This window comes from Pleurocapsa sp. PCC 7327 (genome assembly GCF_000317025.1).
GTDB lineage: Bacteria > Cyanobacteriota > Cyanobacteriia > Cyanobacteriales > Microcystaceae > Hydrococcus.
The window spans coordinates 97,229-122,894 of sequence record NC_019689.1; the positions used below are offsets into that span (position 1 = coordinate 97,229).

General features: G+C 46.1%; 25 protein-coding genes. 14 read left to right on the forward strand and 11 right to left on the reverse strand.

From position 1 onward, the window contains the following. Positions 1 to 204 precede the first annotated feature (204 nt). From PLE7327_RS00415 to secF, 7 genes are all read left to right on the forward strand, one after another. Entirely contained in the window at positions 205 to 1,605 is a 1,401-nt protein-coding gene (locus PLE7327_RS00415) for a cobyrinate a,c-diamide synthase (RefSeq protein WP_015141882.1), read from the forward strand. A gap of 305 nt (positions 1,606 to 1,910) precedes the next feature. Then, on the forward strand, positions 1,911 to 2,315 hold the full coding sequence (queF, locus tag PLE7327_RS00420; RefSeq protein ID WP_015141883.1) for a preQ(1) synthase: 405 nt from the start codon (positions 1,911 to 1,913) through the stop codon (positions 2,313 to 2,315). A 668-nt stretch (positions 2,316 to 2,983) separates the two neighbouring features. Continuing rightward, entirely contained in the window at positions 2,984 to 3,583 is a 600-nt protein-coding gene (locus PLE7327_RS25055) for a DUF6851 domain-containing protein (RefSeq protein WP_217523286.1), read from the forward strand. 36 nt (positions 3,584 to 3,619) lie between these two features. Then, positions 3,620 to 4,645 (forward strand): vanadium-dependent haloperoxidase, encoded by a 1,026-nt coding sequence (locus PLE7327_RS25060; protein ID WP_217523288.1) that lies wholly within the window; start codon positions 3,620 to 3,622, stop codon positions 4,643 to 4,645. A gap of 131 nt (positions 4,646 to 4,776) precedes the next feature. After that, the gene (locus tag PLE7327_RS00430; protein WP_015141884.1) at positions 4,777 to 5,760 is read left to right on the forward strand and encodes an alpha-ketoacid dehydrogenase subunit beta; all 984 of its coding nucleotides are present in this window, start codon (positions 4,777 to 4,779) and stop codon (positions 5,758 to 5,760) included. Positions 5,761 to 5,836: 76 nt separating this feature from the next. Further along, a complete protein-coding gene (gene secD, locus PLE7327_RS00435; RefSeq protein ID WP_015141885.1) occupies positions 5,837 to 7,243 on the forward strand; it encodes a protein translocase subunit SecD in 1,407 nt (468 codons plus the stop codon). 47 nt (positions 7,244 to 7,290) lie between these two features. Beyond that, positions 7,291 to 8,229 (forward strand): protein translocase subunit SecF, encoded by a 939-nt coding sequence (gene secF / locus PLE7327_RS00440; RefSeq protein ID WP_015141886.1) that lies wholly within the window; start codon positions 7,291 to 7,293, stop codon positions 8,227 to 8,229. Here secF and PLE7327_RS22480 read toward each other — a convergent pair whose 3' ends face one another. Then, entirely contained in the window at positions 8,230 to 10,563 is a 2,334-nt protein-coding gene (locus tag PLE7327_RS22480) for a protein kinase (RefSeq protein WP_015141887.1), read from the reverse strand. A 208-nt stretch (positions 10,564 to 10,771) separates the two neighbouring features. On the opposite strand from PLE7327_RS22480, the gene PLE7327_RS00450 reads away from it, so the two are divergent. The 4 genes from PLE7327_RS00450 to PLE7327_RS00465 all read left to right on the forward strand — a co-directional run bounded on the left by PLE7327_RS00450 (position 10,772) and on the right by PLE7327_RS00465 (position 14,286). Then, positions 10,772 to 11,848, forward strand: coding sequence for a metallophosphoesterase (locus tag PLE7327_RS00450; RefSeq protein WP_041392537.1), 1,077 nt, complete (start codon positions 10,772 to 10,774; stop codon positions 11,846 to 11,848). Between the two features lie 162 nt (positions 11,849 to 12,010). Next, complete coding sequence (locus PLE7327_RS00455; RefSeq protein WP_041392539.1) at positions 12,011 to 12,232, forward strand: ferredoxin-thioredoxin reductase variable chain; 222 nt, start codon at positions 12,011 to 12,013, stop codon at positions 12,230 to 12,232. Positions 12,233 to 12,272: 40 nt separating this feature from the next. Then, on the forward strand, positions 12,273 to 13,583 hold the full coding sequence (locus tag PLE7327_RS00460) for an ABC transporter substrate-binding protein (RefSeq protein ID WP_015141890.1): 1,311 nt from the start codon (positions 12,273 to 12,275) through the stop codon (positions 13,581 to 13,583). A 49-nt stretch (positions 13,584 to 13,632) separates the two neighbouring features. Further along, positions 13,633 to 14,286 carry a transcription activator gene (locus tag PLE7327_RS00465; protein WP_015141891.1) on the forward strand — a complete coding sequence of 218 codons (654 nt, stop codon included), beginning with the start codon at positions 13,633 to 13,635 and terminating at the stop codon, positions 14,284 to 14,286. 30 nt (positions 14,287 to 14,316) lie between these two features. On the opposite strand, the gene PLE7327_RS00470 is transcribed toward PLE7327_RS00465, so the two are convergent. After that, complete coding sequence (locus PLE7327_RS00470; protein WP_015141892.1) at positions 14,317 to 14,934, reverse strand: PEP-CTERM sorting domain-containing protein; 618 nt, start codon at positions 14,932 to 14,934, stop codon at positions 14,317 to 14,319. Positions 14,935 to 15,150: 216 nt separating this feature from the next. Further along, entirely contained in the window at positions 15,151 to 16,764 is a 1,614-nt protein-coding gene (locus tag PLE7327_RS00475; protein ID WP_041391747.1) for an NAD(P)H-quinone oxidoreductase subunit 4, read from the reverse strand. Between the two features lie 325 nt (positions 16,765 to 17,089). Here PLE7327_RS00475 and mazG point away from each other — a divergent pair, with 325 nt between their 5' ends. The 3 genes from mazG (at position 17,090) to PLE7327_RS00490 (ending at position 19,373) form a co-directional block, all read left to right on the forward strand. Next, complete coding sequence (mazG, locus tag PLE7327_RS00480; protein WP_041392543.1) at positions 17,090 to 17,944, forward strand: nucleoside triphosphate pyrophosphohydrolase; 855 nt, start codon at positions 17,090 to 17,092, stop codon at positions 17,942 to 17,944. 55 nt (positions 17,945 to 17,999) lie between these two features. Continuing rightward, positions 18,000 to 18,638, forward strand: a complete 639-nt coding sequence (lepB, locus tag PLE7327_RS00485) for a signal peptidase I (protein ID WP_015141895.1) — start codon at positions 18,000 to 18,002, stop codon at positions 18,636 to 18,638. Positions 18,639 to 18,770: 132 nt separating this feature from the next. Beyond that, positions 18,771 to 19,373, forward strand: a complete 603-nt coding sequence (locus PLE7327_RS00490) for a Crp/Fnr family transcriptional regulator (protein ID WP_015141896.1) — start codon at positions 18,771 to 18,773, stop codon at positions 19,371 to 19,373. Here the strand turns inward: PLE7327_RS00490 and PLE7327_RS00495 are convergent. From PLE7327_RS00495 to PLE7327_RS00530, 8 genes are all read right to left on the reverse strand, one after another. Next, a complete protein-coding gene (locus PLE7327_RS00495) occupies positions 19,363 to 21,252 on the reverse strand; it encodes a response regulator (protein ID WP_015141897.1) in 1,890 nt (629 codons plus the stop codon). The genes PLE7327_RS00490 and PLE7327_RS00495 overlap by 11 nt on opposite strands. Positions 21,253 to 21,427: 175 nt before the next feature. Further along, complete coding sequence (locus tag PLE7327_RS00500) at positions 21,428 to 21,763, reverse strand: hypothetical protein (RefSeq protein ID WP_015141898.1); 336 nt, start codon at positions 21,761 to 21,763, stop codon at positions 21,428 to 21,430. Between the two features lie 38 nt (positions 21,764 to 21,801). Further along, positions 21,802 to 22,386, reverse strand: a complete 585-nt coding sequence (locus PLE7327_RS00505) for a chromophore lyase CpcT/CpeT (protein ID WP_015141899.1) — start codon at positions 22,384 to 22,386, stop codon at positions 21,802 to 21,804. A gap of 3 nt (positions 22,387 to 22,389) precedes the next feature. Then, positions 22,390 to 22,926 carry a phycobiliprotein lyase gene (locus PLE7327_RS00510; protein ID WP_015141900.1) on the reverse strand — a complete coding sequence of 179 codons (537 nt, stop codon included), beginning with the start codon at positions 22,924 to 22,926 and terminating at the stop codon, positions 22,390 to 22,392. A gap of 80 nt (positions 22,927 to 23,006) precedes the next feature. Then, entirely contained in the window at positions 23,007 to 23,219 is a 213-nt protein-coding gene (locus PLE7327_RS00515; protein ID WP_015141901.1) for a phycobilisome linker polypeptide, read from the reverse strand. Positions 23,220 to 23,304: 85 nt separating this feature from the next. Next, complete coding sequence (locus PLE7327_RS00520) at positions 23,305 to 23,520, reverse strand: phycobilisome linker polypeptide (protein ID WP_041391749.1); 216 nt, start codon at positions 23,518 to 23,520, stop codon at positions 23,305 to 23,307. 110 nt (positions 23,521 to 23,630) lie between these two features. Next, positions 23,631 to 24,398, reverse strand: coding sequence for a phycobilisome rod-core linker polypeptide (locus tag PLE7327_RS00525; protein ID WP_015141902.1), 768 nt, complete (start codon positions 24,396 to 24,398; stop codon positions 23,631 to 23,633). Between the two features lie 93 nt (positions 24,399 to 24,491). After that, on the reverse strand, positions 24,492 to 25,370 hold the full coding sequence (locus PLE7327_RS00530; protein WP_015141903.1) for a phycobilisome linker polypeptide: 879 nt from the start codon (positions 25,368 to 25,370) through the stop codon (positions 24,492 to 24,494). Positions 25,371 to 25,666: the final 296 nt, after the last annotated feature.

Sequence of the window (25,666 nt, forward strand, 5' to 3'; positions counted from 1 at the left end):
CTGGGAATTTTATTTCAACAGGGATATCATTATTCTTTTCTCATAAAATATCTTGTTGCAGTTGTATGTTTTTTCCATTTATTGATGTCCGAGTCGATCGCAGAATTTTCTTGAACTTAAAAGTTTTCTATATTTTTTTAACATTTGTATAATTCATATTTACTGTTAAATTTTAAGAGAAATTCTTAACTTAAAAAAATTGAAATGAGCTTAGTTATTGCAGGCGAACGTAGTGGGGTAGGAAAGACAACCGTTACCCTTGCAATGCTTTCATTTTTGTCTCGTCAAAAAAGCAAGGTGCAGTCTTTTAAAATCGGTCCGGATTACATCGATCCGATGTTTCATACCTCAGTCACGGGTCGCCCTTGCCGCAATCTAGATCCGATCCTGACTTCAGAAGCTTATGTGCGATCCTGTTTTGCTTCCCATTGCCAAGGTATGGGCTATGCGTTGGTAGAAGGAGTCATGGGATTATTTGACGGCGTTGCGTCATCTGGTGAAAACCAAGGACAAATAACAGATTTTGCTAGTACTGCTCATATCGCCCGACTGCTAGGTTTGCCCGTTGTATTAGTCATTGATTGCAGTCGCCTGTCGGGTTCGGTTGCTGCCATCGTCCACGGCTATCGTTCGCTCGATCCCAGAATCAATCTCGCTGGCGTAATTTTAAATCGGGTTGGGAGCGATCGCCACTTAACTTTACTCAAAAATGCTCTAGAACCCCTCAAAATTTCAATTCTAGGTATTTTGCACCGCCACGACGAGATTGCCATCCCAGACAGACACCTCGGCTTAATTCCAACCGCAGAATTAAACCACTTAGAAACTCTTTTCGATCGCTTAGCACAGTTAGCTCACAATAGTTTCGATTGGGAACGATTGCTACCTTTACTAAAAGTCTATCCTTCACCCAGTCTCCCAGTCTCCCAGTCTCCCAGTCTCCCAGTCTCTCAGTCTCCGATTAAAATCGCTATTGCCCGCGATCGCGCCTTTAATTTTTATTATCAAGATAATCTCGACCTATTAGAAAAACTCGGCGCTGAACTTATTCCTTGGAGTCCCCTGGAAGACGCAAAACCGCCTGAAGCAGCTTGCGGACTCCACTTTGGTGGCGGGTTTCCTGAAGTCTTTGCTAGAGAGCTTGCTGAAAATCACTCGGCACGCGAAGCCGTTCGTCAAGCCGTTTTATCGGGAATGCCAACCTATGCCGAGTGCGGCGGTTTGATGTATCTGTGCGAAAAGCTAGTAGACTTTAACGAACAAACTTGGTCTATGGTCGGGATTTTGCCTGCAAATGCCGCAATGGGAAAACATCTAACCCTTGGATACCGCCAAGCAACTGCTCTAGAAAACAGTTTACTCTTTAGGGCTAAAGAAACTGTTTGGGGACACGAATTTCATCGCTCTCAACTAACTTCCCAGCCTCAACCACCACTATTTGAAACTAGAGGCTGTTGGGTAAACAGTCCGGTTTTTCTAGAAGGATGGCGATTTCAACAAGTTCATGCCTCCTATATTCATTTGCATTTAGGTACCCAGCAAGCAATTGCTCAACGATTTCTTGCCCGCTGCCTTGCTTTTCACAAAGAAAATAGGTTAGGATGACAGATGTCGTCTTTGAGACATAGACCGTTCAGGCAACAAAGGAGGTGATGCCCATGGTAGAAAGTAGTAAAATCATGGGTCTCCTGGTTGATGATAGCCGGCTGCGTGCCGGGGCTGTTCTCTAGCAGTCAGTTTAACCTGTTTAAACTGCTGCTGGCGTTCCTTCCGGCAGTCAGGTTTCAACCAGAAGACCCACTAGACCGCTCTCGCATCCCGTGTCGCCAAATGAGACACTATCCCTATGCGAGAGCGGGTAGCTTTTTAAGGGCGATCGCTCCCCTAGGTAGGTTGATGAGAACGGTAAAATGCAAGCACCCGAACGAGAAAAACCAGAAATGAAATACGGAGAACGCGCGATCGCACAAGGAGAGTTAATTACTTTCCCAAATCCCCGTATCGGTCGCCGTTACGATATTCACATTACTTTGCCAGAGTTTACTTGTAAATGTCCCTTTTCTGGCTATCCCGATTTTGCCACGATTTATATTACCTATTGTCCGGATGAAAAGGTCGTGGAGTTAAAAGCTCTGAAACTGTATATTAATAGCTACCGCGATCGCTATATTTCCCACGAAGAAGCAGTCAATCAAATTTTAGATGATTTTGTAGCTGCTTGCGATCCACTAGAGGCTAAAGTTAAAGGGGATTTTAACCCACGGGGGAACGTACATACGGTAATTGAAGTTTGTCATCACAAGCAAAGTCCATAAATTTCTGGCTGTCATAATTCCCCGTAGCGAGGGGTAGGGCGAATTGCCCTACCCCCTTGCTTTTTCTCAGGTTATTTAATCAACAGTTTTAATACCATTTCTAAAAAAGAACGCTACAGAAGCTCAATGAAAAAGCCTTACACCCAGAGCTGCTGACTAATTGCAAACTGATAATTGCGAATTATGAATTAGTATAACTAATTCTACTCACTGTTAGCTCTCTACGGAATCCCTCGCTTCATAGAAATTTTAAATTTCTCTTGATTTTACCGAGTTTATTTTGAAGTTTTGATGAACTTCTCCCAAAAACGTAGACGGCTTTTTTTTAAGAGTGTTATTAAAGAATTAATCAAATTAATTTTTTTCAAAATCCAAACTAACAATAGGAGCAAGCTTTTAATTCTCCGATCTATTTCTGCTATAACAGGCAGTTTTTAATCCTTATTGAGATTTATAAGGGATAAATAAATCTCTTTCTATCGACTTAATCCTGAAAGTTTCTAGTGCTTTTTTTTTTGAAAAGATCTCGTATTTTTTGACAAAAAAAATGTTGGTACTATCCATAATTTTGCCGATAGGAAATAGCTTCCTTGTGTCATTACCATCTTTCAAACCGTGAGTAAAACGCGGGATAGCTCATTTCAAGGCTCTAGCTACTGACTCGATTTATGAACCCAATCTCTCTATCAACTCGGCTTTCTCGTCGGATGCATAAATCTCATTTTTCATTTCTCTTGTCTGTTGGACTAGCCATTGCAGGAAGCGCGATCGACCTACCTGCGAACGCTGCTACCCTAGCCAGTAGCTGGGTGAGCGAAGCGCTAGAGGCAGTCAAATATAATCCTAAAATAGGTCCGACAGGGGCTTCCCGCGCCTACGGCATTCTGGGAACCGCTATGTACGATGCTCGATCGGCTTATGAACTCACGCCCATCAGCACTCAACTGGGCGATAACCTACAACGCCCCGGCAGCGAAAACACGCTTGCCAATAAAGAAAAAGCCATTAGCTATGCCGCTTATCGAGTGCTTGCCGAACTGTTTCCCAATCGCATCGATTCTCTCAATGCACGTATGTCGAGTCTGGGTTTTGACCCCAACAATCTCACTACCGACACGACAACAGCAGTGGGAATTGGTAATGTCATGGCAGATGCTCTCATGCAGTTGAGACGCTACGATGGATCTAACCAATTGGGAGGCTATGTAGATACGAGTGGGTATTCACCCATCAACAGTCCAGAGAACGTTATCGACATCGAAAGATAGACGCCAGAATACATAAGCGATGAGGCAAGCGCGCCTTTGCAAGAATACCTTACGCCTCATTGGGGTGAAGTAATCCCCTTTGCTCTTGCTTCGGGGAATGAGTTTCGACCTCCTGCCCCAGAACCGTTTCTATTAGTCGAGGGAGCGACGGTCGATTTGGCAGCTAAAACCATCACGCTCCAAGATGGTTCGCAAGTGAATATAGATCGCTCCCTTATCGGAGGGATTATCAATCCTAGATTTATCCAACAAGCACAAGAACTAATCGATATCAGTGCCAAACTCACCGACGAGCAAAAAGCGATCGCCGAATACTGGGAAAATCCGGGCGGAACACCTTTTCCTCCCGGTCATTGGATGTCCATCGGTCAACTGCTTTCCCAACAAAGGAATCACACTCTCGACGATGATATCCAGATGTTCTTTGCACTCGGCAATGCTGTCATGGATGCAGGGATTGCCACTTGGGAGGCAAAAGGGTTTTACGATTATACCCGCCCCGTGAGAGCGATTCGCGAGTTAGGTAGATTGGGATTGATTGGTACCGATGATGGCACTGGTACGTTTTTCATCGAGGCGTGGGGAGGTTCGGGAAAAGGAACTGTCACCATGCCAGCAACCCAGTTCATCACTTACCTTGGTGGTTCTTCGCCTCCGTTTGCCGAATATACGTCAGGACACAGTGCTTTTAGTTCGGCATCGGCTGAGATTCTGAAATTGTTTACCGGAAGCGATGCGTTTGGGGCATCGGTAACGTTTCATCCGGGGACATCTCGATTTGAACCTGGGATGACTCCAAATGATCCGGTTACTCTTTCTTGGGGGACGTTTACTGAGGCTGCCGAAGAAGCTGGAATGTCTCGTCTTTATGGAGAAATTCACTTTAGCGATGGAAATATCCAAAGCCAGATTATGGGACAAAAAGTTGGAGCGAAGGTTTGGCAGCGAACTCAATTTTACATTAATGGCGGAGTTACAGTGCCAGAACCAGCAACAACTACAGCCTGGCTAATCTTGGGATGGTTGTCCTTAGTAGGCGCGAGAAAATGTCGGCAACAATAGATCTGCTCTGTTTCTCGCGAACAAGCCAGCCTATAGACGCGATCGCAGATGAGATAAAAAGTCGCTAGTCGTTAGCACGATAAATAACTATCCTAATGTTAGGATTACTTGTGCTGTAATTGGTAAAAACTATGGCAGAAACATTACTTTTTAATGCGCTGCGCCAAGCTATAGATGAGGAAATGGCTCGCGACCAACGGGTATTTGTTCTTGGGGAAGATGTAGGACACTATGGAGGGTCTTACAAAGTTACCAAAGATTTATATCAGAAATATGGCGAGCTAAGGGTTCTCGATACGCCCATCGCAGAAAATAGTTTTACCGGATTAGCAGTAGGCGCAGCCATGACTGGGTTGCGACCGATTATTGAAGGAATGAATATGGGGTTTTTGCTCCTCGCCTTCAACCAAATTGCTAATAATGCGGGAATGCTACGCTACACCTCCGGCGGAAATTTTAAAATTCCGATGGTGATTCGCGGTCCTGGCGGCGTAGGCAGACAATTAGGGGCAGAACATTCCCAGCGTCTCGAAGCTTATTTTCATGCCGTTCCGGGCTTAAAAATCGTCGCCTGCTCGACTCCTTACAACGCTAAAGGATTGCTCAAGTCGGCGATTCGCGATGACAATCCCGTACTCTTCTTCGAGCACGTCTTGCTTTATAACCTGAAAGAATATTTACCCGATAGGGAGTATTTAGTCCCGCTAGATAAAGCAGAAATCGTTCGTCCTGGCAAAGACGTAACGATTCTGACCTACTCGCGGATGCGTCACCATTGCTTGCAGGCATTGAAACAGTTGGAAAAAGAAGGTTACGATCCCGAAATTATCGACTTGATTTCTCTCAAACCCTTCGACATGGAGACGATTAGCAACTCGATTCGCAAAACTCACCGGGTTATTATCGTCGAAGAATGTATGAAGACGGGGGGAATTGCGGCAGAATTAATTGCACTAATCAACGAGCAACTGTTTGATGAGTTAGACGCGCCAGTTGTCCGACTATCGTCTCAAGATATTCCCACGCCTTATAATGGCACCCTAGAGAGACTCACTATCGTCCAACCTCCCCAAATTGTTGAAGCCGTGAAGAACATGCTGGCGTTGCAGGTTTAGTCATTGGTCATTAGTCCTTGGTTTTCTGGCTAAGGACTAATGACTAAGGACAAAGGACAGAAGACAAAAGACAAATATGCAAAAACAAAGTTGGAAAATTGCCTTAATTTTGGCGCTAATCATCGGCGCGATCGCGACTATAATATTGATTCCCCCTCAGCTTGGCTTGGATCTCAGAGGCGGCGCACAACTGACGATTCAGGTACAAACTACCAAGGAAGCCAAAGAGATTAAACCAGAAGATTTGACAGCTGTTAAAACGGTCATTGAAAATCGTATTAATGCGCTAGGCGTTTCAGAACCTCTCATCCAAACTGTCGGCGCCAATAAAATTTTAGTGCAGTTACCGGGCGTAACCGACTCTCAACAAGCCGAACGGATTTTAGGCGGTACGGCACAGCTAGAATTTCGAGCGCAGAAAAAGGGAACGGAAGCTCAGTTTAATGCCGAGTATGCTATTAAACGGCAGTTAGAAACAGAACTCACCCAGCTCAGAAAAAATCCTCAAGGAAATGCTCAAAGGATTGCCGAATTAAACGAGTCTATCAAGAAATCGAACGCAGCGATCGCACCACTCTTTGAATCGGTCGGTTTAACCGGAAAAAATCTTAAAAACGCCTATCCGAGTTCTACTCAAGGCAGTGCTTGGGAAGTGGCCATTAGCTTTGATAGCGAAGGAGCCAACAAATTTGCCGAACTGACTAAGAACCTAGCAGGAACGCGGCGCAGTATTGGAATTTTCCTCGATAACGATCTTATCAGCGCTCCGATTGTTGACGTGAAATTTGCCACAACAGGGATTACTGGCGGCAATGCCGTGATTACGGGCAACTTTACCGTTGAAACTGCTAACGAACTAGCCGTCCAGCTTCGCGGCGGTTCGCTTCCCTTTCCGGTAGAGGTCGTCGAAAACCGAACTATTGGGGCAACTTTAGGACAAGACAGCATCCGTCGCAGTATCTATGCCGGAATGGCTGGCTTGATCTTGGTGTTAATTTTTATGGGAGTTTACTATCGACTTCCCGGACTAATTGCCGATTTAGCCTTGGTTATCTATGCGTTGTTAACGCTAGCTTGTTTCGCTTTGGTAGGAGTGACCTTAACCTTACCTGGGATCGCGGGATTTATCCTCAGTATCGGCATGGCAGTGGATGCTAACGTACTCATTTTTGAGCGCACCAGAGAAGAACTCCGCGCTGGCAACACCCTCTATCGGGCCGTTGAAGCCGGTTTTTACCGAGCTTTTTCTAGTATTTTGGATAGTAACGTTACTACATTGATTGCTTGCGGGGCGCTAGCTTGGCTCGGTTCGGGTTTGGTGAGGGGTTTTGCCGTTACGCTGGGCATTGGCGTAGGGGTCAGCATGTTCACTGCGCTGACTTGCAGTCGGACTTTCATGTTGCTATTGGTGTTGGGATTCCCAGGAATTCGACAAAAACCAGAACTCTTTTGTCCCAACTTACCTGCCTCGTTGAAGGGATGAGATGAAGTCAGAAGTCAGAAATCAGAAATAATCAATGACAAATGACAATGAAATTTAGCGCTATCAAACAGCAACGCATCTGGTGGACGATATCTTTACTGATAATTTTGGCTGGTGTCGCTGCCATGGTCGTTTCCTTTTCACAATTTCAAGCACCGCTGCGTCCTGGCTTGGATTTCATTGGCGGTACTCGGTTGCAACTCGAACTCGATTGTTCTGTAGCGGGAAACTGCGATCGCCCGATTGACAGTGCCAAAGTTCGAGCAATTCTCTCCGAGCAAGATTTGGGAGATAGCAGCATCCAAGTTATCGAAAACTATGGTTTGTCGATCCGCAGCAAAACCCTCAATGTAGACCAACGAACCCAGTTAGAAGCTAGCCTTAACCAACAAATTGGCAAATTCGATCCCCAAAAGACTCAAATCGATACAGTCGGTCCAACCATCGGTCGGGAGTTGTTTGTGTCGGGGATGCTGGCGTTAATTGTTTCCTTCTTCGGCATTCTAGTCTATCTGAGCGTCCGCTTCCAATTTGACTGCGCTTTTTTTGCATTCATAGCCCTATTCCACGATGTCTTGGTTACGGCTGGCATTTTTTCTATTTTGGGTTTGGTCGCAGGCGTAGAGGTCGATAGCTTGTTTTTGGTGTCGCTGTTGACCATTATCGGTTTCTCGGTTAACGATACGGTAGTCATCTACGATCGCATTCGGGACAATCTGGTTCAGTTCCCCGATCTCTCGATTAACGAAACGGTTGATAATGCCGTCAATCAAACGTTAGGGCGATCGATCAACACGACCCTGACGACGTTACTCCCCCTAGTCGCTATTTTTTTCCTGGGGGGAGAAACGCTCAAGTATTTCGCCCTAGCGTTGATTGTAGGTTTTATTGCGGGCGCGTATTCGAGTATCTTTATCGCCAGTACTCTCTTGGCTTGGTGGCGCAACCGCCAGCCCAAATCGGCAGTCGCGAAGTCCGGCTCTTAACTAGAAGATATAGATAGCGCCAGTTCGATGCACGTTAACCGTGCTGTCCCCCGCCCGAGCGCGATCGCCCGGTAAAATCGTAACGGTTAGCAGATTGTTAGAAGCGGCTACGTCAAACTTCAAGCTACTAGCGAACTCGCTATTGCTTGGCGATGCAATGGGATTAATCAACAGGTTAGCATCGAGAGGAACGTAGGTTAAAGTAGCGCTTTCCCTTGACGCTAACTGTCTCGGCGAAAATTCATTGGTCGTCAAGGCGTATTCAATCTGCTCGCCTGTCTGGTTGATCAATTTAACTTGAAAAGGACGTTGCGGGTCGATTCTGGCGGCAGGTTGCCAGTAACCGGGCTTAAAAGTTTCAGCCGGCGGGTTAGTTTTTTTCGGAGCGGGAGTTGGGTTTTCAGATGCTGCCAGGGGTTGTGTTTCTGACAAGATAACCTCGTTTTTTTGGGCAGCGCTCAAATTGATTTGAGCTTGTGGCTTCGGTTGCGACTCATTGGCGTTGGAGTTGGCAGCAGCATCTGCAGGGGGTTGCTTTGGCGCAGGGGTTTCTCGAGCGGCGGGAGTTGGTTCGTCTTTTAAAGGAATCGAATCAGATCGTTCGAGAAGGGGGTTTTCGAGCGGTTCTGCTTGTCTGCTTTGAGGGGAGGCAGTCTCCTCAGACTGAGTTGCCTTTTTCTCGGAGTTTTCTTCGGGTGCTTTGGTTTGTCGCTCGACTTTTTGTTCTGTTTTTGCATTCACCGAAGATTCCGTTTGCTCCCCACCTCTTCGCGAAACTAGCTCGGAGATCTGACTTTGGAGGCGTCGCACTTTTTCGGTCAGCTCTTTTTGATAATTAGCGAACTCTTCTTGGGATTGCGAGGTAGACTCTGGAGTAGTGCTAGGTACTTCAGACGCTCCAAGCGATGAGTCTTTAGTACCGCCGAGGCGATCGCTAATCTCTTGCAATTCTTTTTTGCCCTCGAAGGAAGACGCTTCAGCTACTTTCTTCTGCGCTTGGGCATCCCCTTTGGCAGTTTTTGGCAACGGTCGATCGCTGGCACAGTTATTGAAAACTTCGCACACAAAGGCGATTTTAGAAGATCGCTCGCCAATCGCCCACCCTCCTATCAACGATCCCGCGACTAAAACGCCTGCGGTCAGCCAGCGCACAGAAGAGACAACCGACTGTCTTCTTCCAATTGGCTGAGAAGTTCGTTTTCTGCGCTGATGTTGGCTGGGAAGCTTACTTTTCGCTTTGGCTTGAACGCTCGTACCCCGGTCGATTTGAAGGCTCGTCCCTGGCTCTTGAATGACCGTGCGCTGCTGAGAAGGAAAACTTCTTTTCGCTGTCGATGAAGGGGGTTTGAGATAGGAATGAGCGATTAAGGTATCATCTTCGCTCCCAAACTCTGTCTGTTCTCCTTCGTTGCGATAGTAACTAGGGGGTTGGGCTAGACGAGGAGGCATCGATGAGAGCGAGCTTCTCTGCGGCAAAATAGTTGACAGAGCTATTAGGACTTCGCTGGCAGATTGAAAGCGGTCTTTGGGAATTTCTGCCAGCATCTTGTCTAGAATCAGGCCGAGAGAAGGGTGAAGCTTGACAAATTTTCGCCACTGCCACTTGAGAGAGTATCCGTCGCATAGTTCGCTGGGATGTCTTCCTGTCAGAAGCACGAGAGCGGTTACTGCCAGGGAATAGAGATCGCTATTGGGATAGCATTGACCGAGACGCAGCTGTTCCGGCGGTGAATAGCCCGCCTTTCCTACCATCGTTCCCCGAACTGAAGCAGCCGTTTCTTCGCTCCCGATCTGACTTCCTATCTGAGTGATCACCTGCTTGACTACCCCAAAGTCGATCAATACAGGTTTGTTCCCCTGGTTTGGGAACATGATGTTATCTGGAGAAATGTCTCGATGAATGATGTGACGACTGTGGATGTTCTCTAGAACGGGCAGTAGGTCTTTAAGCCATTGCAGTACTTCGACTTCCGAGAAAACTTTTCCCAGGGCAAGACGTTCTTGGAGTAGTTCGCAATAAGTCTTGCCATCGATATACTCTTGTACGAGGAACAACCGTCCTCGGTCTTCAAAAAAGCCAAAACATTGAGGGATTTGAGGATGCTGGAGCTTGCACAGAACTTGTGCTTCTTGCTCGAAGAGCGAGTAACACTTTTGTATGACCGATTCTCTGTTGTCTGCTGGGGCAAATTCCTTCAGGACGCGGAGCTGAGCCGAATTCTGGTTGTCGAAAACTAGATAGGTACAACCGCAACTTCCATATCCTAATGTTCGTTGCACCAGGTAGCGATCGCCCACTAGAGTCCCAGGAGAAAGTTCTGCTGTTGCCCTCATAGAAGAAGCTCTCAATTCAATAGAAACCGTGTTTTACGTTAAAAGTAAAAAGTAAAGAACTTGTTTAGGAAAATTTAATAATCTATTTTTTGGAATAGTCCTAATTGGAGGACTTTCCTTGATAGAGATTATGTTCCCTCGAAATGCTAATTTTATTTTTGTTAACTTAAACTCTTGCTTTGCTAACAGTTTAGCAGATAAAAGATCGATGACCTACAAACGCCGCCAATTCTTAATATTTATCGTGGGAACTGTAGGCGGTTTGGGACTCGCGACCTGCGCTCGCCAAGCACTCCCGAATCGCGAAACGACAACCGAACCGACCGCCTCGAACCCGTCAGCCGCCCCCAAAGGATTAACCGCTCCCGTGCGGGGGGACGCGCGCATCGTTGTCATCAGCGATCTCAATAGTTCCTATGGCTCGACGAGTTACGAACCAGAAGTCGATCGCGCGATCGCGCTCATTCCCGATTGGCAACCCGATCTCGTTCTATGCGGCGGCGACATGGTAGCCGCTCAAAAGCGCTCCCTCAGCGAAGCTCAGCTTAAAGCCATGTGGGAAGCTTTCGATCGCCACGTAGCGGCTCCCCTGAGAAAAGCAGCCATTCCTCTGGGCTTTACTATCGGCAATCACGACGGTTCGGGAGCCTTAGCGCGAGGGAAATTTATCTTCGCGCGCGATCGCCAGTTAGCCGCCGCCTATTGGAACGATCCCAATCATAATCCCGGCTTGCAATTTGTCGATCGCGCGGGTTATCCTTTCTACTACACCTTTACGCAGAACGGCATTTTTTATCTCGTTTGGGATGCTTCGACTCATATCATCCCCTCAGAACAAATCGCCTGGGCACAAAAAAGCCTTGCCAGTCCTGCGGCTAGGCAAGCTAAGATGCGAATCGCTCTCGGTCATCTGCCTCTCTATGCCGTAGCAGCGGGCAGAGATACAGCCGGGAATTATCTTGCCGATGCCGAGCGCTTGCGCTCTCTACTGGAGAGCTATCGAGTTCATACCTACATTAGCGGACACCATCACGCCTATTTTCCGGGAAAGCAGGGCAAATTAGAGTTGCTTCATGCAGGGGCAATCGGAAGCGGTCCTCGCAAGTTATTGAATAGCAATCTTCCGCCTCGCAAGACGCTAACAGTAGTCGATGTCAATCTCAAGTCCGAATCGACTGTCTACACTACCTACGACATGAAAACCCTCGCCATAGTTGACATCAAAACTTTACCGAGAATGATTGTCGGACCTAACGGAAAAGTGCTGCGTCGGGATCTGGGGTGAGAAGATTTAAGCAAACCCGATCTATTGAGAGTCTTCTATCCCTTCTACATCTCCTTTCTGCATTCGGAAGGGTACGCTCCTATGCAACAATAGTAAGGTTATTCAAAAATGAATGCTCGATTAGGCTATGAAGCCGATCTAGTAAGAGAGAGAGAACCAAAGATGAAAGTTGGCGATCGCGTTCGCGTTACTAAATCAGTTGTAGTTTATCATTACCCAAAAAGTAAAAACCAACCCTTGGATCTCAAAGGCATGGAGGGAGAAATCATCGATATCGTGACTAATTGGCAGGGAAGACCTGTCAGCGCCAACCTTCCGATTGTAGTTAAGTTTGAAAAAAACTTTAAAGCGCATTTTCGAGAAGACGAAGTAGAAGTTATTTAAATGCCGAAGTTTGAAAGTAGAATTCCGTGTTGCGATCGAAATGACTATAGGCAAACGAGTCAGCCAACGCACGAGAGGAGTGAAAGCCAAAACGACACTCCTATGTGGCTTTCTGTCGCTCGCGATCGTTTTAATGGCGGTCTTGGGTTGGATAATCCCTGCCTTTACCCAACAAGTCGTCACTGTCTCGGTTTTAATGCACGCTCCCGAAGCCGCCGAGTGGAAACCTTCCGTTGAAGAATTTCATCAAACTCACCCCAACATTCGCATAGAAGTTATTGAAGGTCCCAACGATGCCGACCAGCGAGAGGATCTCTACACTTCCTCTTTTCTGTTGGGAAATTCTCCCTACGATCTCGTTTTTATGGATGTTACCTGGGCATCGAAATTTGCGGCGGCAGGGTGGCTGATGGATCTATCGGATAGACTCTCTCCCGAACGGTTATCTGCCTTTCTGGAGGGGGATGTCAATGGCGGTCGCTATCAAGGAAAACTCTATCGCATTCCCCTGCGTTCCGATGCAGGTATGCTTTACTATCGTAAAGATTTATTAGAACGAGCCGGGTACGCCCCCCCCGAAACCTTTGCAGAACTGGTTGAAATCTCTCGATCGCTACAACAACAAGGATTGGTCGATTGGGGCTACCTCTGGCAAGGCAAACAATATGAGGGTTTATCAGCAATGTTTGTCGAAATTCTCAAAGGATATGGAGGATTTTGGGTCGATCCACAAACTTTGGAAGTGGGACTCGATCGCCCGGAAGCCATACAAGCCGTCCAGTTTTTACGCAGTACTATTGAGAAAGGCATTTCTCCACCCGGCACAACCACCTATACCGAAGAAGAAACCCGCCTCTTATTCCAAAATGGCAAAGCGATTTTTTTGCGCAATTGGCCCTATGTTTTTAGCCTAGCTGCCCAAGAAGGTTCGGCAATTATCGGCAAGTATGGCATCAAACCCATGGTGCATGCCCCAGGACGCGATAGCGGGGCATGTCAAGGGGGATGGGGACTCGGTATCGCCAAAACCAGCCAACACCCCGATGAAGCTTGGAAAGTTATCGAATTTCTAACGAGCGAGGAAATCCAGCGCAAATTTATTCTAGCAACGGGCAAAGTTCCCAGTCTCAAGTCTCTTTTTAACGATCCGACCGTTGTTGCTAAGTATCCCCACTACCCGCAACTGTTAGAAGTTATCGAAAACGCTGCCCTTCGCCCTCCTATCGCCCAGTATGCCCAGGCTTCCGACATTTTACAACGTTACCTCAGTGCGGCGATCGCTAACAGAATCAGTCCAGAAAAAGCGATGAAAGCCGCCGCTGACGAAACTCGCAGGTTATTAAATAGATAGAGAGATATATCTGGTTATTATAGAGATTCAAGAAATTCTAAAAATTGAGATGACTTTAACTTGCCAACAACTCCTACAAAACCATCCTCAAGTTTGGCAACAAGCGACAGTACATCCTTTTCTCGAACAGTGCCATTTAGGAACGATTCAACCGCAACAATTTAATACCTGGCTAGTTCAAGATTATCTGTTTGTAGTGGAATTTACTCGCTTTGTTGCTAGAGTTCTTGCCAATGCGCCCCAGGAACATTTTGATGTTATTTTAGACGGTCTAAGCGCCCTGAAAGACGAATTGATTTGGTTTGAGGCAAAAGCCGCCGAAAGGAAGCTCAACCTAAAAACCCAGAAACAGGCAACTACTACCGAATACTCGCAGTATATGGCTCAGACGAATGAGATGCCTTATCCGGTTCAAGCGACTGCATTTTGGGCGATCGAACTCGCCTACAATCAAGCCTGGCAATTACCCGGAACAATGCCAGAACCTTACGCAGAATTTGCCAATCGTTGGGGAAACCCAGGATTTACCGAATATGTAAAGTTGTTAGAAAAACAAGCTGACGAAGCTTTGGCAACCGCTTGCGATCGCATTCAAAAGCAAGCCGAATCCGCTTTTATCCAAATTGCCTGTCTAGAAAAGGATTTTTGGAACATGGCATTCGATCGGGCTTCGCGATCGTCTGCAGATAACCCCAAGAATTGAAATCATAGGGCTATCGCCCTACGATTTGGGTTATTTTTGCTTTTGAGAAAGCCGTTTTTTGAAGAAGAAACCAAAGCCCAGTGCCGTTCCTGCACCTAGAATAGTGAAAGGTTCGGGAGCAGCAGCAGTCAGAACGCGCAACTCATCATACCCCGTCCCCCGAATGTTAAAGCTCAAATCTAACGTATTTCCTTCACCGCTAATAAAGAAATCAGATAAGCCCTGGCGATCTTCAGATTCTAGCCCTCGCCAATTTCCCCCATAGGAAACGCCCGCAGCGCCAAAAAGCGCGTCACTTGCTTCGAGATTGCGGCGGCTCCAAATTAACCCCACAATAGGACTACTAAAGGTAATCGAACCGCTCGCAGTTTTCCAAGAATCAGAATTGTTCTCAGTATCAAAGTAAATGTTATAGCTATTTACTAACGTTCCAGGAGCGATTTTTCCAGTATTTAAAACAATGCCGCCATCAGGGAAAGCAACATCGGTAGTTTCCTCAAATACTTGAATCGTATCGGCTGTTGGCAAATTCCCTTGAGTCGGTGCAGGGATTTGATTAATTCCAGTGGTACTGAGAATCCCTGCCAATGCTGGCGCAGGAATTAGGATAGATGTCAGTATAGCAATAGACAGCTTTAAGGCTTGCATAAAGGCTTTTAAGATTGATGAGTATTTAACAAGATAAGTAAATTCTATCTGGTAAAGATTGGAGGTCTAGCATACATTTTTACCGATTTCCGAAATTTTACGGAATCTTTAAAAAAGTGAGAAAATCTTCTTTTTATTGGTCAATACTTGTAAATAAAAAACTCCCACAGTTTGAATCTGCGGAAGTTACCAATCGAGATTGCTTGAAGCGATTAATTAACCATCTCTTTTAGAAAGTTGTGGCGCGATCGCAGCTGTTGAGGATAGGACTTTTGACCAGTTAGTCTCAAAAAAGCTTTCTTGTTGTTGCACGATTACCGGGATGGCAGAGCGAACTTTCGTTGCGATTTCTACCGTCTTCAGATCGTAGGTATTCGTCGCCAACTTAGGATACAAACCGATACCGACAATCGGAATCAACAGACAGACAGTGATAAATATCTCGCGAGGCTTTGCGTCGGCTTGAAATTTTTCTAGCATCAATTCCGGATTGTTTTTTCCATAGAAGACAACTCGCAGCATTGACAGCAGATAAATAGGAGTCAGAATCAACCCGACAGCCGTCAGGAAGATCGTCACGACTTTAAAGGTAGAAGTGTAAACATCGCTGGTGGCGACTCCGAGGAACACCGTCAACTCGCCTACAAAACCGCTCATTCCTGGCAACGCTAAAGAAGCCATTGAAGCTGCGGTAAAGAGGGCAAAAATCTTGGGCATAGACTTGGCCAACCCCCCCATTTCATCCATCATCAGCGTATGAGTGCGATCGTAGGTGCTACCGCACAGGAAGAATAGGGCAGCCGCAATCAAGCCGTGAGAAACCATTTGCAGTACTGCGCCATTGATTCCCAAGTCGGTAAAGGCAGCGATACCGATGAGGACGAATCCCATGTGAGAAATGGAGGAGGAAGCGAGACGGCGCTTGAGGTTGGTTTGTCCGAAGGCAGTCAATGCACCGTAGACGACGTTGATTACGCCGAGAATGGCTAGCAGAGGAGCAAATTTAACGTGAGCGTGAGGCAGCATTTCCATATTCATGCGGATCAGCCCATAGCCGCCCATTTTCAGCAACACTCCGGCTAGAATCATGGAAACTGGCGCAGATGCTTCGCTATGTGCGTCGGGAAGCCAAGTATGTAAGGGGAAGATCGGTAATTTGACTCCAAAGGCAATCAGAAAACCTGCATAGGCGAGTACTTCTAGCGCAAGGGGGAATTGCTTCATTCCCAGCTGAGTCATATTAAAGGTAATGTTTCCGCCGTAGAATGCCATGCCTAAAGCAGCAACCAGGATAAAAATAGAAGCTAGCGCAGTATAGAGAATAAACTTAGTAGCGGCGTAGAGGCGCTTGTTGCCTCCCCAAATAGAGATCAGTATATAGACGGGTACTAATTCTAACTCCCACATGAGGAAGAATAGCAATAAATCTTGAGCGGCAAACACCCCGATTTGGGCGCTATATAATACCAGCATCAAGAAATAGGATAGTTTTGGCTTGTGCTCGATCTTCCAAGAAGCGAGAAGTGCCAGGGTACTAATTAATCCCGATAAAACAATTAGTGGCATTGATATGCCATCAATGCCAACAGTCCAATTTAATCCGATTTGGGGAAGCCAGGAATAGGTTTCAACGAGTTGAAAGTTAGTATTGCGAAAGTCGTAGTTGCTCCAAAAAGCGTATGCGATCAGAGCGAAATTTGCTAAACCTACTCCTAGTGCATACCAGCGAACAGTTTTGCCATCTTTGTCGGGAATGAGGGGAATTGCCAAAGAGGCTAGTAGGGGAAAGAGAATGGTGGCAGTTAGCCACGGAAGTTGAAAGGTGTCCATCATGACATAAGGAAAAATATTTATTTATTCCTCTTGTCATTATATTAAGTTTTGTAAAAATTGGAGAAGAGGGAGAATACCCAATCTTTGCGATCGCCTGGCTTGGAAATAAGTAATTACACGCATGGGAGTATGGGGTGTGAGTATGGGGAGTTGGAGAGGCAATTAACGACTGTAGGGGCGGGTTTTTGACACTAATTGTTGGGAAATCTCTCGTATTTTTAGATAAACCCGCCCCTACCAACCACTAACCACTAACAAAGGACAAATGACAAATGACCAAAATCTAGTTAAGAATAATGAAGTCACCTTTGCAATTAACCTCATGTCTAGCTCTCAAGAAACGGCGAACCAGACTTACCAAGCGATATTAGAAGCGCTAGAACAGTTAATTAAAGTCGTTGCTCGATTGCGATCGCCCGATGAAGGATGTCCTTGGGATTTGGCACAAACCCCACAAACGCTAATTCCCTACGTTATAGAAGAAGCTTATGAAGTTGTCGATGCGATCGCCACTGAAGATCCCAACGCAATCGCAGAAGAATTAGGAGATTTACTCTTACAAGTCGTTTTACAAGCACAAATCGCCAGCGAATCCGGTCAGTTTACCCTTAAAGAAGTCGCCCAAGGCATTACCCAGAAACTCATCCGCCGCCATCCTCACGTTTTCGGCGACGTAACTGTAGAAGATGCGGAACAAGTGCATCAGAATTGGGAAAAAATCAAAGCAGCAGAAAAGGGAGAAACTCCAGAAGAATTCCAATTACTCAGTCGCAAAATCAGTCGCTATGCGCGTACTTTGCCACCGCTGATGGCAGGAATGAAAATTTCTCAGAAAGCTGCCGCCGCTGGATTTGAATGGGATAATGTAGAAGGAGTTTGGGAAAAGTTTGAGGAAGAATTAGCAGAATTAAAAGAAGCTCTGCAAACTGAAGATAAGACCCACCAGGAAGCAGAATTAGGCGACGTTCTTTTTACTTTAATCAATATAGCTCGCTGGTATGGGTTAGATCCCTCAGAAGCTTTACGAGAGACGAATCGACGGTTTATTCAACGCCTCTCTAAAATGGAAACGTTTGTCGAACGTCCTTTGACGGACTATACGCTAGATGAGTTAGAGTGTCTTTGGCAAAAAGCAAAAGCCTACTTAAACGACGATCGGCGATCGAACAATTTATGATTCACAATTCACAATTGTTAATTTTGGTTTCGAGCAACTAACTTCAGTTACTGTTATGACAATTGACAAAAAAGATTTAACGACAACCGATCGCTCTCAATCCGAACCAACCAACTCTCAAAAAGCTCGAACTACTGCAAGGTCTAAATTTTGGCAATCTGTTTGGGAAAATCTGCAAATTGTCATTATTGCCCTAGTTATTGCCTTCTTAATTCGGACTTTTATTGCGGAACCGCGCTATATTCCCTCTGATTCTATGTTACCGACGCTACAGGAAGGCGATCGCCTGGTGGTAGAAAAAGTTTCTTATTATTTCCATCCGCCGCGACGAGGGGACATCATCGTGTTTGAACCGCCTTCGCAATTACAAATGCAAGGCTATGCCAAAGACCAAGCGTTTATCAAACGAGTTATCGGTCAAGCGGGTGAAATCGTTTCTGTCGATCGCGGTACTGTATACATTAATGATAAGCCTTTGCAAGAGAACTATATCCTCGACCCTCCCAACTACAATTTGCCACCTCTAAAAGTACCCGAAGGTCATTTATTCGTTATGGGAGATAATCGCAACAATAGCAATGATTCCCATATTTGGGGATTTTTGTCCCAGCAACATGCGATCGGTCGTGCTATTTTTCGTTTCTATCCTTTCAATAAAATTGGCAGGGTGGCTTCGATCGCTCCCCAGCGCTAGACGCAGGAATTTGTGGATTTGGCGCGATCGCGGGAACGATCGGCCTCGCAGATTATTGCAAATTTTTTGCAATAATTTTAAGATCGAAAAGCAATAACTTTATCTGTTCTCGTGCCAGTCACGTTGTCACTTATGCAAACTACTCTAGCCAACGGCAAAAGGCTATATACATTTAAACCGCGCGATCTCATTCCGCTACCGAGAGATGTTGTGTGGTTATTGCAACAAGGAGCAGTAAAAACCCTGACTTGGAACGAAGAGGGCACATTAATAACGCTAGGATACTGGGGAGCTGGGGACGTAGTAGGTCAGCCATTCTCTCAAATAGCTCCTTATCAAATTCAATGTTTGACTCGCGTCAAGGCGGTTTGTATTTCTTTGCATCAGTGGAATTGGTCGTCGGATGCCGTTCGTCGCTACATCCAGCAAACAGAGGAACTCTTGTATATTATCCGCTCGGATCGAATTCCCCAACGCTTATTCAAAATTCTGATTTGGTTGGCACAAAAATTCGGTCGGAAGGTTCAACAAGGACAGTTAATTGAGTTACCGCTGACTCATCAAGAATTGGCAGAAGTAGCTGGTACGACGAGAGTAACCGTAACCAAGCTACTCAATCAATTTGAACGCAAAGGAACGATTTATCGTCCTTACCGCCGTGCAATTGTGGTGCGATCTTCTAACCCTTATTACCAAGCTGAGTTCGATCGAAACAAGATCGAGGCTATACCTTGACAGAATCATTATTTTGTAATGGCTGATTGCTTGATGCTTCTGCCAATCTTTGCAGAAGTTTCAATCGCTCTAGACGATTGATAATACGAGCGATCAATTCGGGACCAACCACGGGCTTGCTAACAAAATCATCGGCGCCAGCAGCAAATACCCGATCGACCAACTTAGGGTTAATATTTGCCGTCAGAACGATAATGGGCAATCCTCCCCAATGACTATCGTTGCGAATCACTTGACACAGTTCGATGCCATTAACGTGAGGCATTTTAATATCCAAAATCAGCAAATCGGGAGCAACGGCTTCGAGGGTTTCCCAAAATCGACGAGGATCGTCGAGGGTCGTAACTTTGAGTCCCCAAGGTTCGAGCAAGGTTCGCAAAATCGCTAGAATTTTGGGATCGTCGTCTACAACCATCACGTGAGCATCGGGCGGTTTTCCCCGGTGCAGCACCCGATCGACCGCGTTGAGGACTTGAGCCGGAGACATTGGCTTTTGCAGGAAGGCGCACCCTCCCGAACGAACGAATTCAAGCCGTTCTTCCAACCCATCTCGATCTGTAAAGATTAAAACAGGGACGGGAGGCCTTTGATGCGCCAGTTGTGCGACAAGCTCGAAACTCTCTTCAGGGGACTCGGATAGAAAAGGTTCGAGCAGCACAACATCGGGGCTTCGATCTTCAAGAATTTCTCTAGCGAGCGAGAGACTGGTAGCACTTTCTGCCTCCATTCCCCAGCTTTCGGCTTCTTTAGCTAACTGTTGTACGAGTTGACGATCGCTCTCCACCACCAATAGGAAGGGACGCTCGTTTGACTGAGTTGCTCCTTCGGACAAAGAACTTTCCGAGGTGCGATCGATTTCGCGGCGCAAGGCTTTCACAAGCCGATGCAGTCGCAGGGTTTCTTTTTCCTCCCACAAGCGATCGATTTGCAATAATTGTTCGATTTTTCGCGCCAATTTAGACCCTTTAGATAACCCGAACGTGCCCAAGGCACCTGCTAGGGTATGAGCTTCTCGTTCGGCTTGCTCTTGCAGTTGTCGATCGTGCGATCGCGCCAACAGAACCGTGGCTACTTGCTCTATGACTTCCACCTGCTCGTAAATCCTAGATTGAAACCGCTTCCAAACCTCGGCTATGCCTGTTAGCGTCTGCTGTCGAGGATCGTCGTCACCAATGTTTTCTGCCGATTCGGGCAAACACATTGTTTCTTGTTCTTTGAGGCGGTAACCGATGCCGTAAACGGTTTCGATGATATCCGCCGGAGCGCCTATAGCTTTGAGTTTGTGGCGGAGTTCTTTAATATGGGTTCTGACGGCGTTTTCTCCAGGCAGCTTCTCGAATTCCCACAGATGGTCGAGAATGGCACCGCAGCTAAACACGCGGCGAGGATTGCGCAAAAAAAGCTCTAGGATAGCATACTCTTTTGGCGTCAGGGATAGGGGTTGTTCTCCGTAGGTGACTTCATAGGTACTCGGTTCGAGTTGTAAGTCCCCCCACTTGAGAACGGGGAGCGAGGCAGAACTTCCCCGACGTAAGAGCGCCCGAACGCGAGCTAACAACTCCTGCGAATCGATGGGTTTGAGGAGATAATCGTCAGCTCCTGCGTCTAATCCGACGACCCCACTTTGGCCGCTGTCCGCTCTGGTTAGCAGAAGAATCGGCAGCGTTTGACCGCTAGAGCGGATTTGCTTGCACAGACTAATCCCGTCGAGTTTTGGTAGGGTGGCATCTACGATGATTAGATCGTAGGGAAAGACATCGATTAACTCCCATGCCGTTTCTCCATCGCTGACGGTTTCAACGGTATAGTTTTGGCTGGAGAGAATTCTGTCGAGCGATTTGGCAGTCAGCTCGTCATTTTCTACCACAAGAATTTTCATCGCCGATGTCTCCGGTTTGCGCCCCCTTTCTAGAACCTAGCAGATCTGCACTCAACTATGCGCAACCCAATTATCAAGCTTTATCTTTTGCCAAAAATCTTTAAACTGCGATCGCATTTGAGTTACCATCTTTTGAATTTAATTTTTGTACGGGTGCATGGCAGTGCGCCCCTACCTAAACCCTTTCATCAAATCTTGTATAAAAACCGCCGTACTTTATCCAATATTGTTTGAGATCGCTATGAGGAGGAGTATGCAAGCTCGCTTTAGCTTGATAGAGAAGAACTTGCCGATGATTCCCAATCCAAACTTTTTTGATAGGCTCGACAGAAATTAAAGTGCCTCCCAAACTGGCAACGCACTCCTCAAATCGCTCTACTGCCGAGTATTCTAAGGTTTCAAAAATAAAAAAATTTCCCGAACAAATCAGGTGGCGACTTCGTATCCAAGCCTGCATTTTTTTGCGAGCTACTGGGGGTAGCATAATAGTTTCAAGTTCCGATACACTCATCGATAAACCCGATTATTTAACCTTTAAATCTGATGAAATTACAATGGAACTTCATCGGCAAAACTCTCTCGCTTCTCAAATCTCAAAGCTCCCGCAGTCGATCCCCACACTTGCTCGTGGGTATTGACATCCATGCCTCGATCCCAACTGACAAAGATCTTTTCTGTCAGTTCTACTTCGCTAACTAAGTAGGTTTGACGACCATTGCGTTCGATAAAACAGCCATTTCCTTCAACATTTCCCCGAAAAATCTCGTTCTCTTTTCTAAAAATCATCGAACAGTTATATCGTCTTTGAAGGCAATCGGGAGTAATGGTTTTCAAAATTGCTAAATCTCGTCCCGCACCTGCATAGCGCAAGGGATCTTCAAGGCTGTAATTTTCTACATAGATGGAATCTCCGCGATCGACCAAACGATGAACGCCTTGACGATAGGGACTCCAGAGATCGTAGTCATAGGTTTGCTCGGAATAAAACCCTATTCCACCAAAAAATTCCCAGGGTAAAGGACGAAAAAAAACGCGAATGTGAGCGTAGGTTTTAGGGTCTTCATAGGACTGTTTTTGATTGCTAAAATCCCCAGCCAGATAACGAGCTAGAGTCAGCATTAAATCGTTTTTCATCCTTCATCCCTCATTGTTTAAAAAACGAATTTCTGAAGAAAAAGAAGCGGTGACAACTCCCGAACCAGCACTGGTTTTAATCAGCGATACTCGCAAGCGCAAGTTAGGAGTAGCAAACCAAATTCTTTCTTCTGCTGCTGCGCGATCGTACTCGGTTTCTAGGACGAATACGCTATCTTCGGTAATGTGATACTTTCCCACCGAAGGAATGGTTTCTGCATACCCTTGGTCTCGGAGTAACCGTCCTTTGGTCGGGTTATCGGGATCGGGAATGGGAACGAGAACTGTCGTTCCTTTCAGTACCTCTTCTTCATTCCAATCCGACTCTCCTTCCCAACTCATGCGAAAGGGAGAAGTCGCAAGTTGGGGATCGATCTGGTAGGACTTACAGAGGTTAACGACCTCTGGATTATCTTTAGCCAAAGAAACAATATCGATGGTCGAAGTCACTGCTTCAAAGTGAGCAAAGGCGAGATGGTGAGCGCTGCGTTGCGATCGCCAACGTCCTAGAGAAAGTTTTACGAATTCGGTAAGATCCATTACAAAATTGTTGAATTTAGCTAGATAAATTAAAACAAGAACTCAGTAAAGCAAGATAAAAAGGTTGGCGATCGCTCGGTTCATTTTTTTCCCATTAAAGGCGAAGAACTCATTTTAATGCCTGCAATTCGACCGCCCAGGCGATCGATCCACTTCATGGTTTGATTGAGTCGAGAATAGGGAATCATTAGGGTAAAAGTCCCTCGCCGCTTGAGTTCTTGATGGCAAAAACCCGTCACCTCGATCGCGACTTTGCGCTCGTCGAATCCGCTTTGACTAGAAAAACCAATCATGTTAGCTAATCTCCATAAACCACTGGATTTTAGGAAACTCAGAAATCAGCTATCGGCTTAATCGCTAAAAACTGTGATAGTTGAATTAGCTAATTTCGCTAATCCTGAGAATTTTTGCGCCCATTCTATGGATGTTTTGAATTTTCTGAGATAGTTGGTCGTAACTCACTTCGTATATGACAGAACTCGTTCTAAAGTTGGGGGCGCCAACGGTACTTACAGTAATGCGAAAACGTTTGCTTGTATTGCTGTAGGCACCTGTAGGCTTGCCTAAAGGAGTCGCTCCTTCTGAAGCAGCCATACAATTGCTCCTATGTTTAAAAAACGAATTAAAAATGCAAAAGCGCTCTTAAAAACTAGACAGAATAGAGATGCAAAACTTGCATCTCTATCCAGACAAAATGCCAGAACTTATTGGATCTCTGTAATGCTGACAATCGTTCCGCCAGCTCGATGAATTCGCTGAATTTGCGGGGTCATCTTAGCGCCTGAAACAACATACTCGGTATTGCTGCTGCGACGAGGACTATCAAATTTAGACCCCTTCACCACGATCTTAAACATCTTTTCAGTTGCATCCTTATAGGCACCGCGACGACCGCCAGTACTCGGTAAAGTAATCTTATTGCCGCTATTGGTAGCGATAGCTTCGACCAAGCGAGAATCCTTAAAAGCACTATCCACGCCTGCATAACCCTGATATAGAGAAAGCGTGCGATTATAGCCGACTTGCTTTTGTCCTACTTGACTTTTTGCGCCTTGATAGTAAGGAACGGTATTATCGCCGAATTTCTCTTGATACTCTTGGCTGTCGATATAGGAGTCGATTTCTGCGTCGTATCCTGCTTCAATACAGATGCGAATATGCTCCGAAATCTCGCTGCGATCTAAGGGGGCACGACCGAGTAAATGTTTAAAATTTAGCTCTACAAAGCGATAGGGAGAGCAGGATTCAAAATAGCGATCGCGATATAAGTCAGATTTGGCAACGGCACGGACAAAATCGCGCACCGTTATACTACCATTTTTCAACTGCGATTCTGCCGTTACTAGGCGCTCGTTCTCCATCATGTGGGGATTGCCTAGCACTTGCTTGTACACTGCCCGAATCGCAATGTCTATATCGTCAAGGCTGCTATTAGGACGCAGTTCTATTGGAGTATCTAAAACTACAGACATTACAGTTCTCCTATTTTCAAATTTTCAATGCTTTTTGAATCAGTTATCCTAGGGGCAAAGCATGCTCTGCCCCTACAGTTTTTAGTGACTGAATTAGCCAACGGGCGTAATGCTAGCAATTACACCGCCTTGTTGGTGGATGCGCTGATACTCTTGGGAGAGTTGATTGTAAGGGACAAAATAGACTTTGTTGCTTCGACGGAATTTAGAGACTTTGTTGACCCGACCCGGGGAACTGTAACCCGTTACTTCAACGCGGTAAACCTTGCCGTCTTCACCAGCACCTGCACCCAGACGAGTACGGGAAGCCAAGGGACTTTCTTGGAACGACCAACCATTGCCCGCAGAACCACCAGAAGGCGGAATGACGGGAAGGGGCGTTTCCTGAATGACGTATTTATTCAATACGGGAGTTTTTCCAGCAATACTTCCTTTTAGGTCGCTGCTAGAGGCTCCCCGCAAAAGCGCAAACATATGAGTAAACCCAACCATATTTTGTCCTGGCTGGGTTTTGTAGCCTCGGTAGTAGGGAACGATATTTTCTCCGTAGGCGTTTTGATACTCATCGCTATCGATGTAAGAATCTATGTCTGCCTCAAATCCCTCGTTATCCAAGATGGTGCTGTGCGCTCTCATCTCTTCTAACCCGTCGGGAGCGCGACCGAGAAAATGTTTGAAATTTAACTCGGTATAGCGATAGCGAGGACAGGTCTCGAAGAAGCGAGAGCGGTAAAGATCGGATTTGGCAACCGCCCGTACAAACTCGCGCACGCTCAGTTCGCCTCGCTTGAATTTCGATTCGGGCACGAGCGCACGCTCGCTTTCCATCACATAGGCATTGCCTAAAATTTGCCGATAAACGGCTCGGATGACGGCTTCTGCTTCTTCTTCCGAGCAACCCGGTACCATTTCTACCGGAGGCGTGTCTTCAAATAAAGCAACACCTAATTGAGATGCGGGTCCAAAAGCCATTCAGAAATCTCCTTAATGAGAACAAAGGTTTTGGGAATCAGTTTCTTATTTTTGTTACAAAACTTAACAAGCTCGACCGAAAGAGATCTTCATCGGAAGAATTCCTCAAAACGCACAGCTTGTTATTTTAAAGTCTATTTTCTGAGAGCGACAGTCATCAAGTCTGCCAAATTACTCAAAACGCAGGAAATCTAAGCATCTTTTAGAAGATTTTAGCTTTCTACATTTTGTACGACCTGACAGCCAGACTGTGACCTGAGTGAATGTTAATACACTCTAACAAGTCTATTTATACA

What these genes read in the sequence shown, in the direction of transcription:
- PLE7327_RS00505 (WP_015141899.1), bottom strand. Translation starts at nt 22,386, where the DNA reads ATGAAAAACGATTTAATGCTGACTCTAGCTCGTTATCTGGCTGGGGAT.
- PLE7327_RS00415 (WP_015141882.1), top strand. Translation starts at nt 205, where the DNA reads ATGAGCTTAGTTATTGCAGGCGAACGTAGTGGGGTAGGAAAGACAACC.
- PLE7327_RS00530 (WP_015141903.1), bottom strand. Translation starts at nt 25,370, where the DNA reads ATGGCTTTTGGACCCGCATCTCAATTAGGTGTTGCTTTATTTGAAGAC.
- PLE7327_RS00470 (WP_015141892.1), bottom strand. Translation starts at nt 14,934, where the DNA reads ATGCAAGCCTTAAAGCTGTCTATTGCTATACTGACATCTATCCTAATT.
- mazG (WP_041392543.1), top strand. Translation starts at nt 17,090, where the DNA reads ATGTCTAGCTCTCAAGAAACGGCGAACCAGACTTACCAAGCGATATTA.
- PLE7327_RS00475 (WP_041391747.1), bottom strand. Translation starts at nt 16,764, where the DNA reads ATGGACACCTTTCAACTTCCGTGGCTAACTGCCACCATTCTCTTTCCC.
- secF (WP_015141886.1), top strand. Translation starts at nt 7,291, where the DNA reads ATGAAATTTAGCGCTATCAAACAGCAACGCATCTGGTGGACGATATCT.
- PLE7327_RS00500 (WP_015141898.1), bottom strand. Translation starts at nt 21,763, where the DNA reads ATGAGTGTATCGGAACTTGAAACTATTATGCTACCCCCAGTAGCTCGC.
- PLE7327_RS00460 (WP_015141890.1), top strand. Translation starts at nt 12,273, where the DNA reads ATGACTATAGGCAAACGAGTCAGCCAACGCACGAGAGGAGTGAAAGCC.
- PLE7327_RS00510 (WP_015141900.1), bottom strand. Translation starts at nt 22,926, where the DNA reads ATGGATCTTACCGAATTCGTAAAACTTTCTCTAGGACGTTGGCGATCG.
- PLE7327_RS00455 (WP_041392539.1), top strand. Translation starts at nt 12,011, where the DNA reads ATGAAAGTTGGCGATCGCGTTCGCGTTACTAAATCAGTTGTAGTTTAT.
- PLE7327_RS00520 (WP_041391749.1), bottom strand. Translation starts at nt 23,520, where the DNA reads ATGGCTGCTTCAGAAGGAGCGACTCCTTTAGGCAAGCCTACAGGTGCC.
- PLE7327_RS00450 (WP_041392537.1), top strand. Translation starts at nt 10,772, where the DNA reads ATGACCTACAAACGCCGCCAATTCTTAATATTTATCGTGGGAACTGTA.
- PLE7327_RS00515 (WP_015141901.1), bottom strand. Translation starts at nt 23,219, where the DNA reads ATGATTGGTTTTTCTAGTCAAAGCGGATTCGACGAGCGCAAAGTCGCG.
- secD (WP_015141885.1), top strand. Translation starts at nt 5,837, where the DNA reads ATGCAAAAACAAAGTTGGAAAATTGCCTTAATTTTGGCGCTAATCATC.
- PLE7327_RS22480 (WP_015141887.1), bottom strand. Translation starts at nt 10,563, where the DNA reads ATGAGGGCAACAGCAGAACTTTCTCCTGGGACTCTAGTGGGCGATCGC.
- PLE7327_RS00465 (WP_015141891.1), top strand. Translation starts at nt 13,633, where the DNA reads ATGACTTTAACTTGCCAACAACTCCTACAAAACCATCCTCAAGTTTGG.
- lepB (WP_015141895.1), top strand. Translation starts at nt 18,000, where the DNA reads ATGACAATTGACAAAAAAGATTTAACGACAACCGATCGCTCTCAATCC.
- PLE7327_RS00430 (WP_015141884.1), top strand. Translation starts at nt 4,777, where the DNA reads ATGGCAGAAACATTACTTTTTAATGCGCTGCGCCAAGCTATAGATGAG.
- queF (WP_015141883.1), top strand. Translation starts at nt 1,911, where the DNA reads ATGCAAGCACCCGAACGAGAAAAACCAGAAATGAAATACGGAGAACGC.
- PLE7327_RS25055 (WP_217523286.1), top strand. Translation starts at nt 2,984, where the DNA reads ATGAACCCAATCTCTCTATCAACTCGGCTTTCTCGTCGGATGCATAAA.
- PLE7327_RS00490 (WP_015141896.1), top strand. Translation starts at nt 18,771, where the DNA reads ATGCAAACTACTCTAGCCAACGGCAAAAGGCTATATACATTTAAACCG.
- PLE7327_RS00525 (WP_015141902.1), bottom strand. Translation starts at nt 24,398, where the DNA reads ATGTCTGTAGTTTTAGATACTCCAATAGAACTGCGTCCTAATAGCAGC.
- PLE7327_RS00495 (WP_015141897.1), bottom strand. Translation starts at nt 21,252, where the DNA reads ATGAAAATTCTTGTGGTAGAAAATGACGAGCTGACTGCCAAATCGCTC.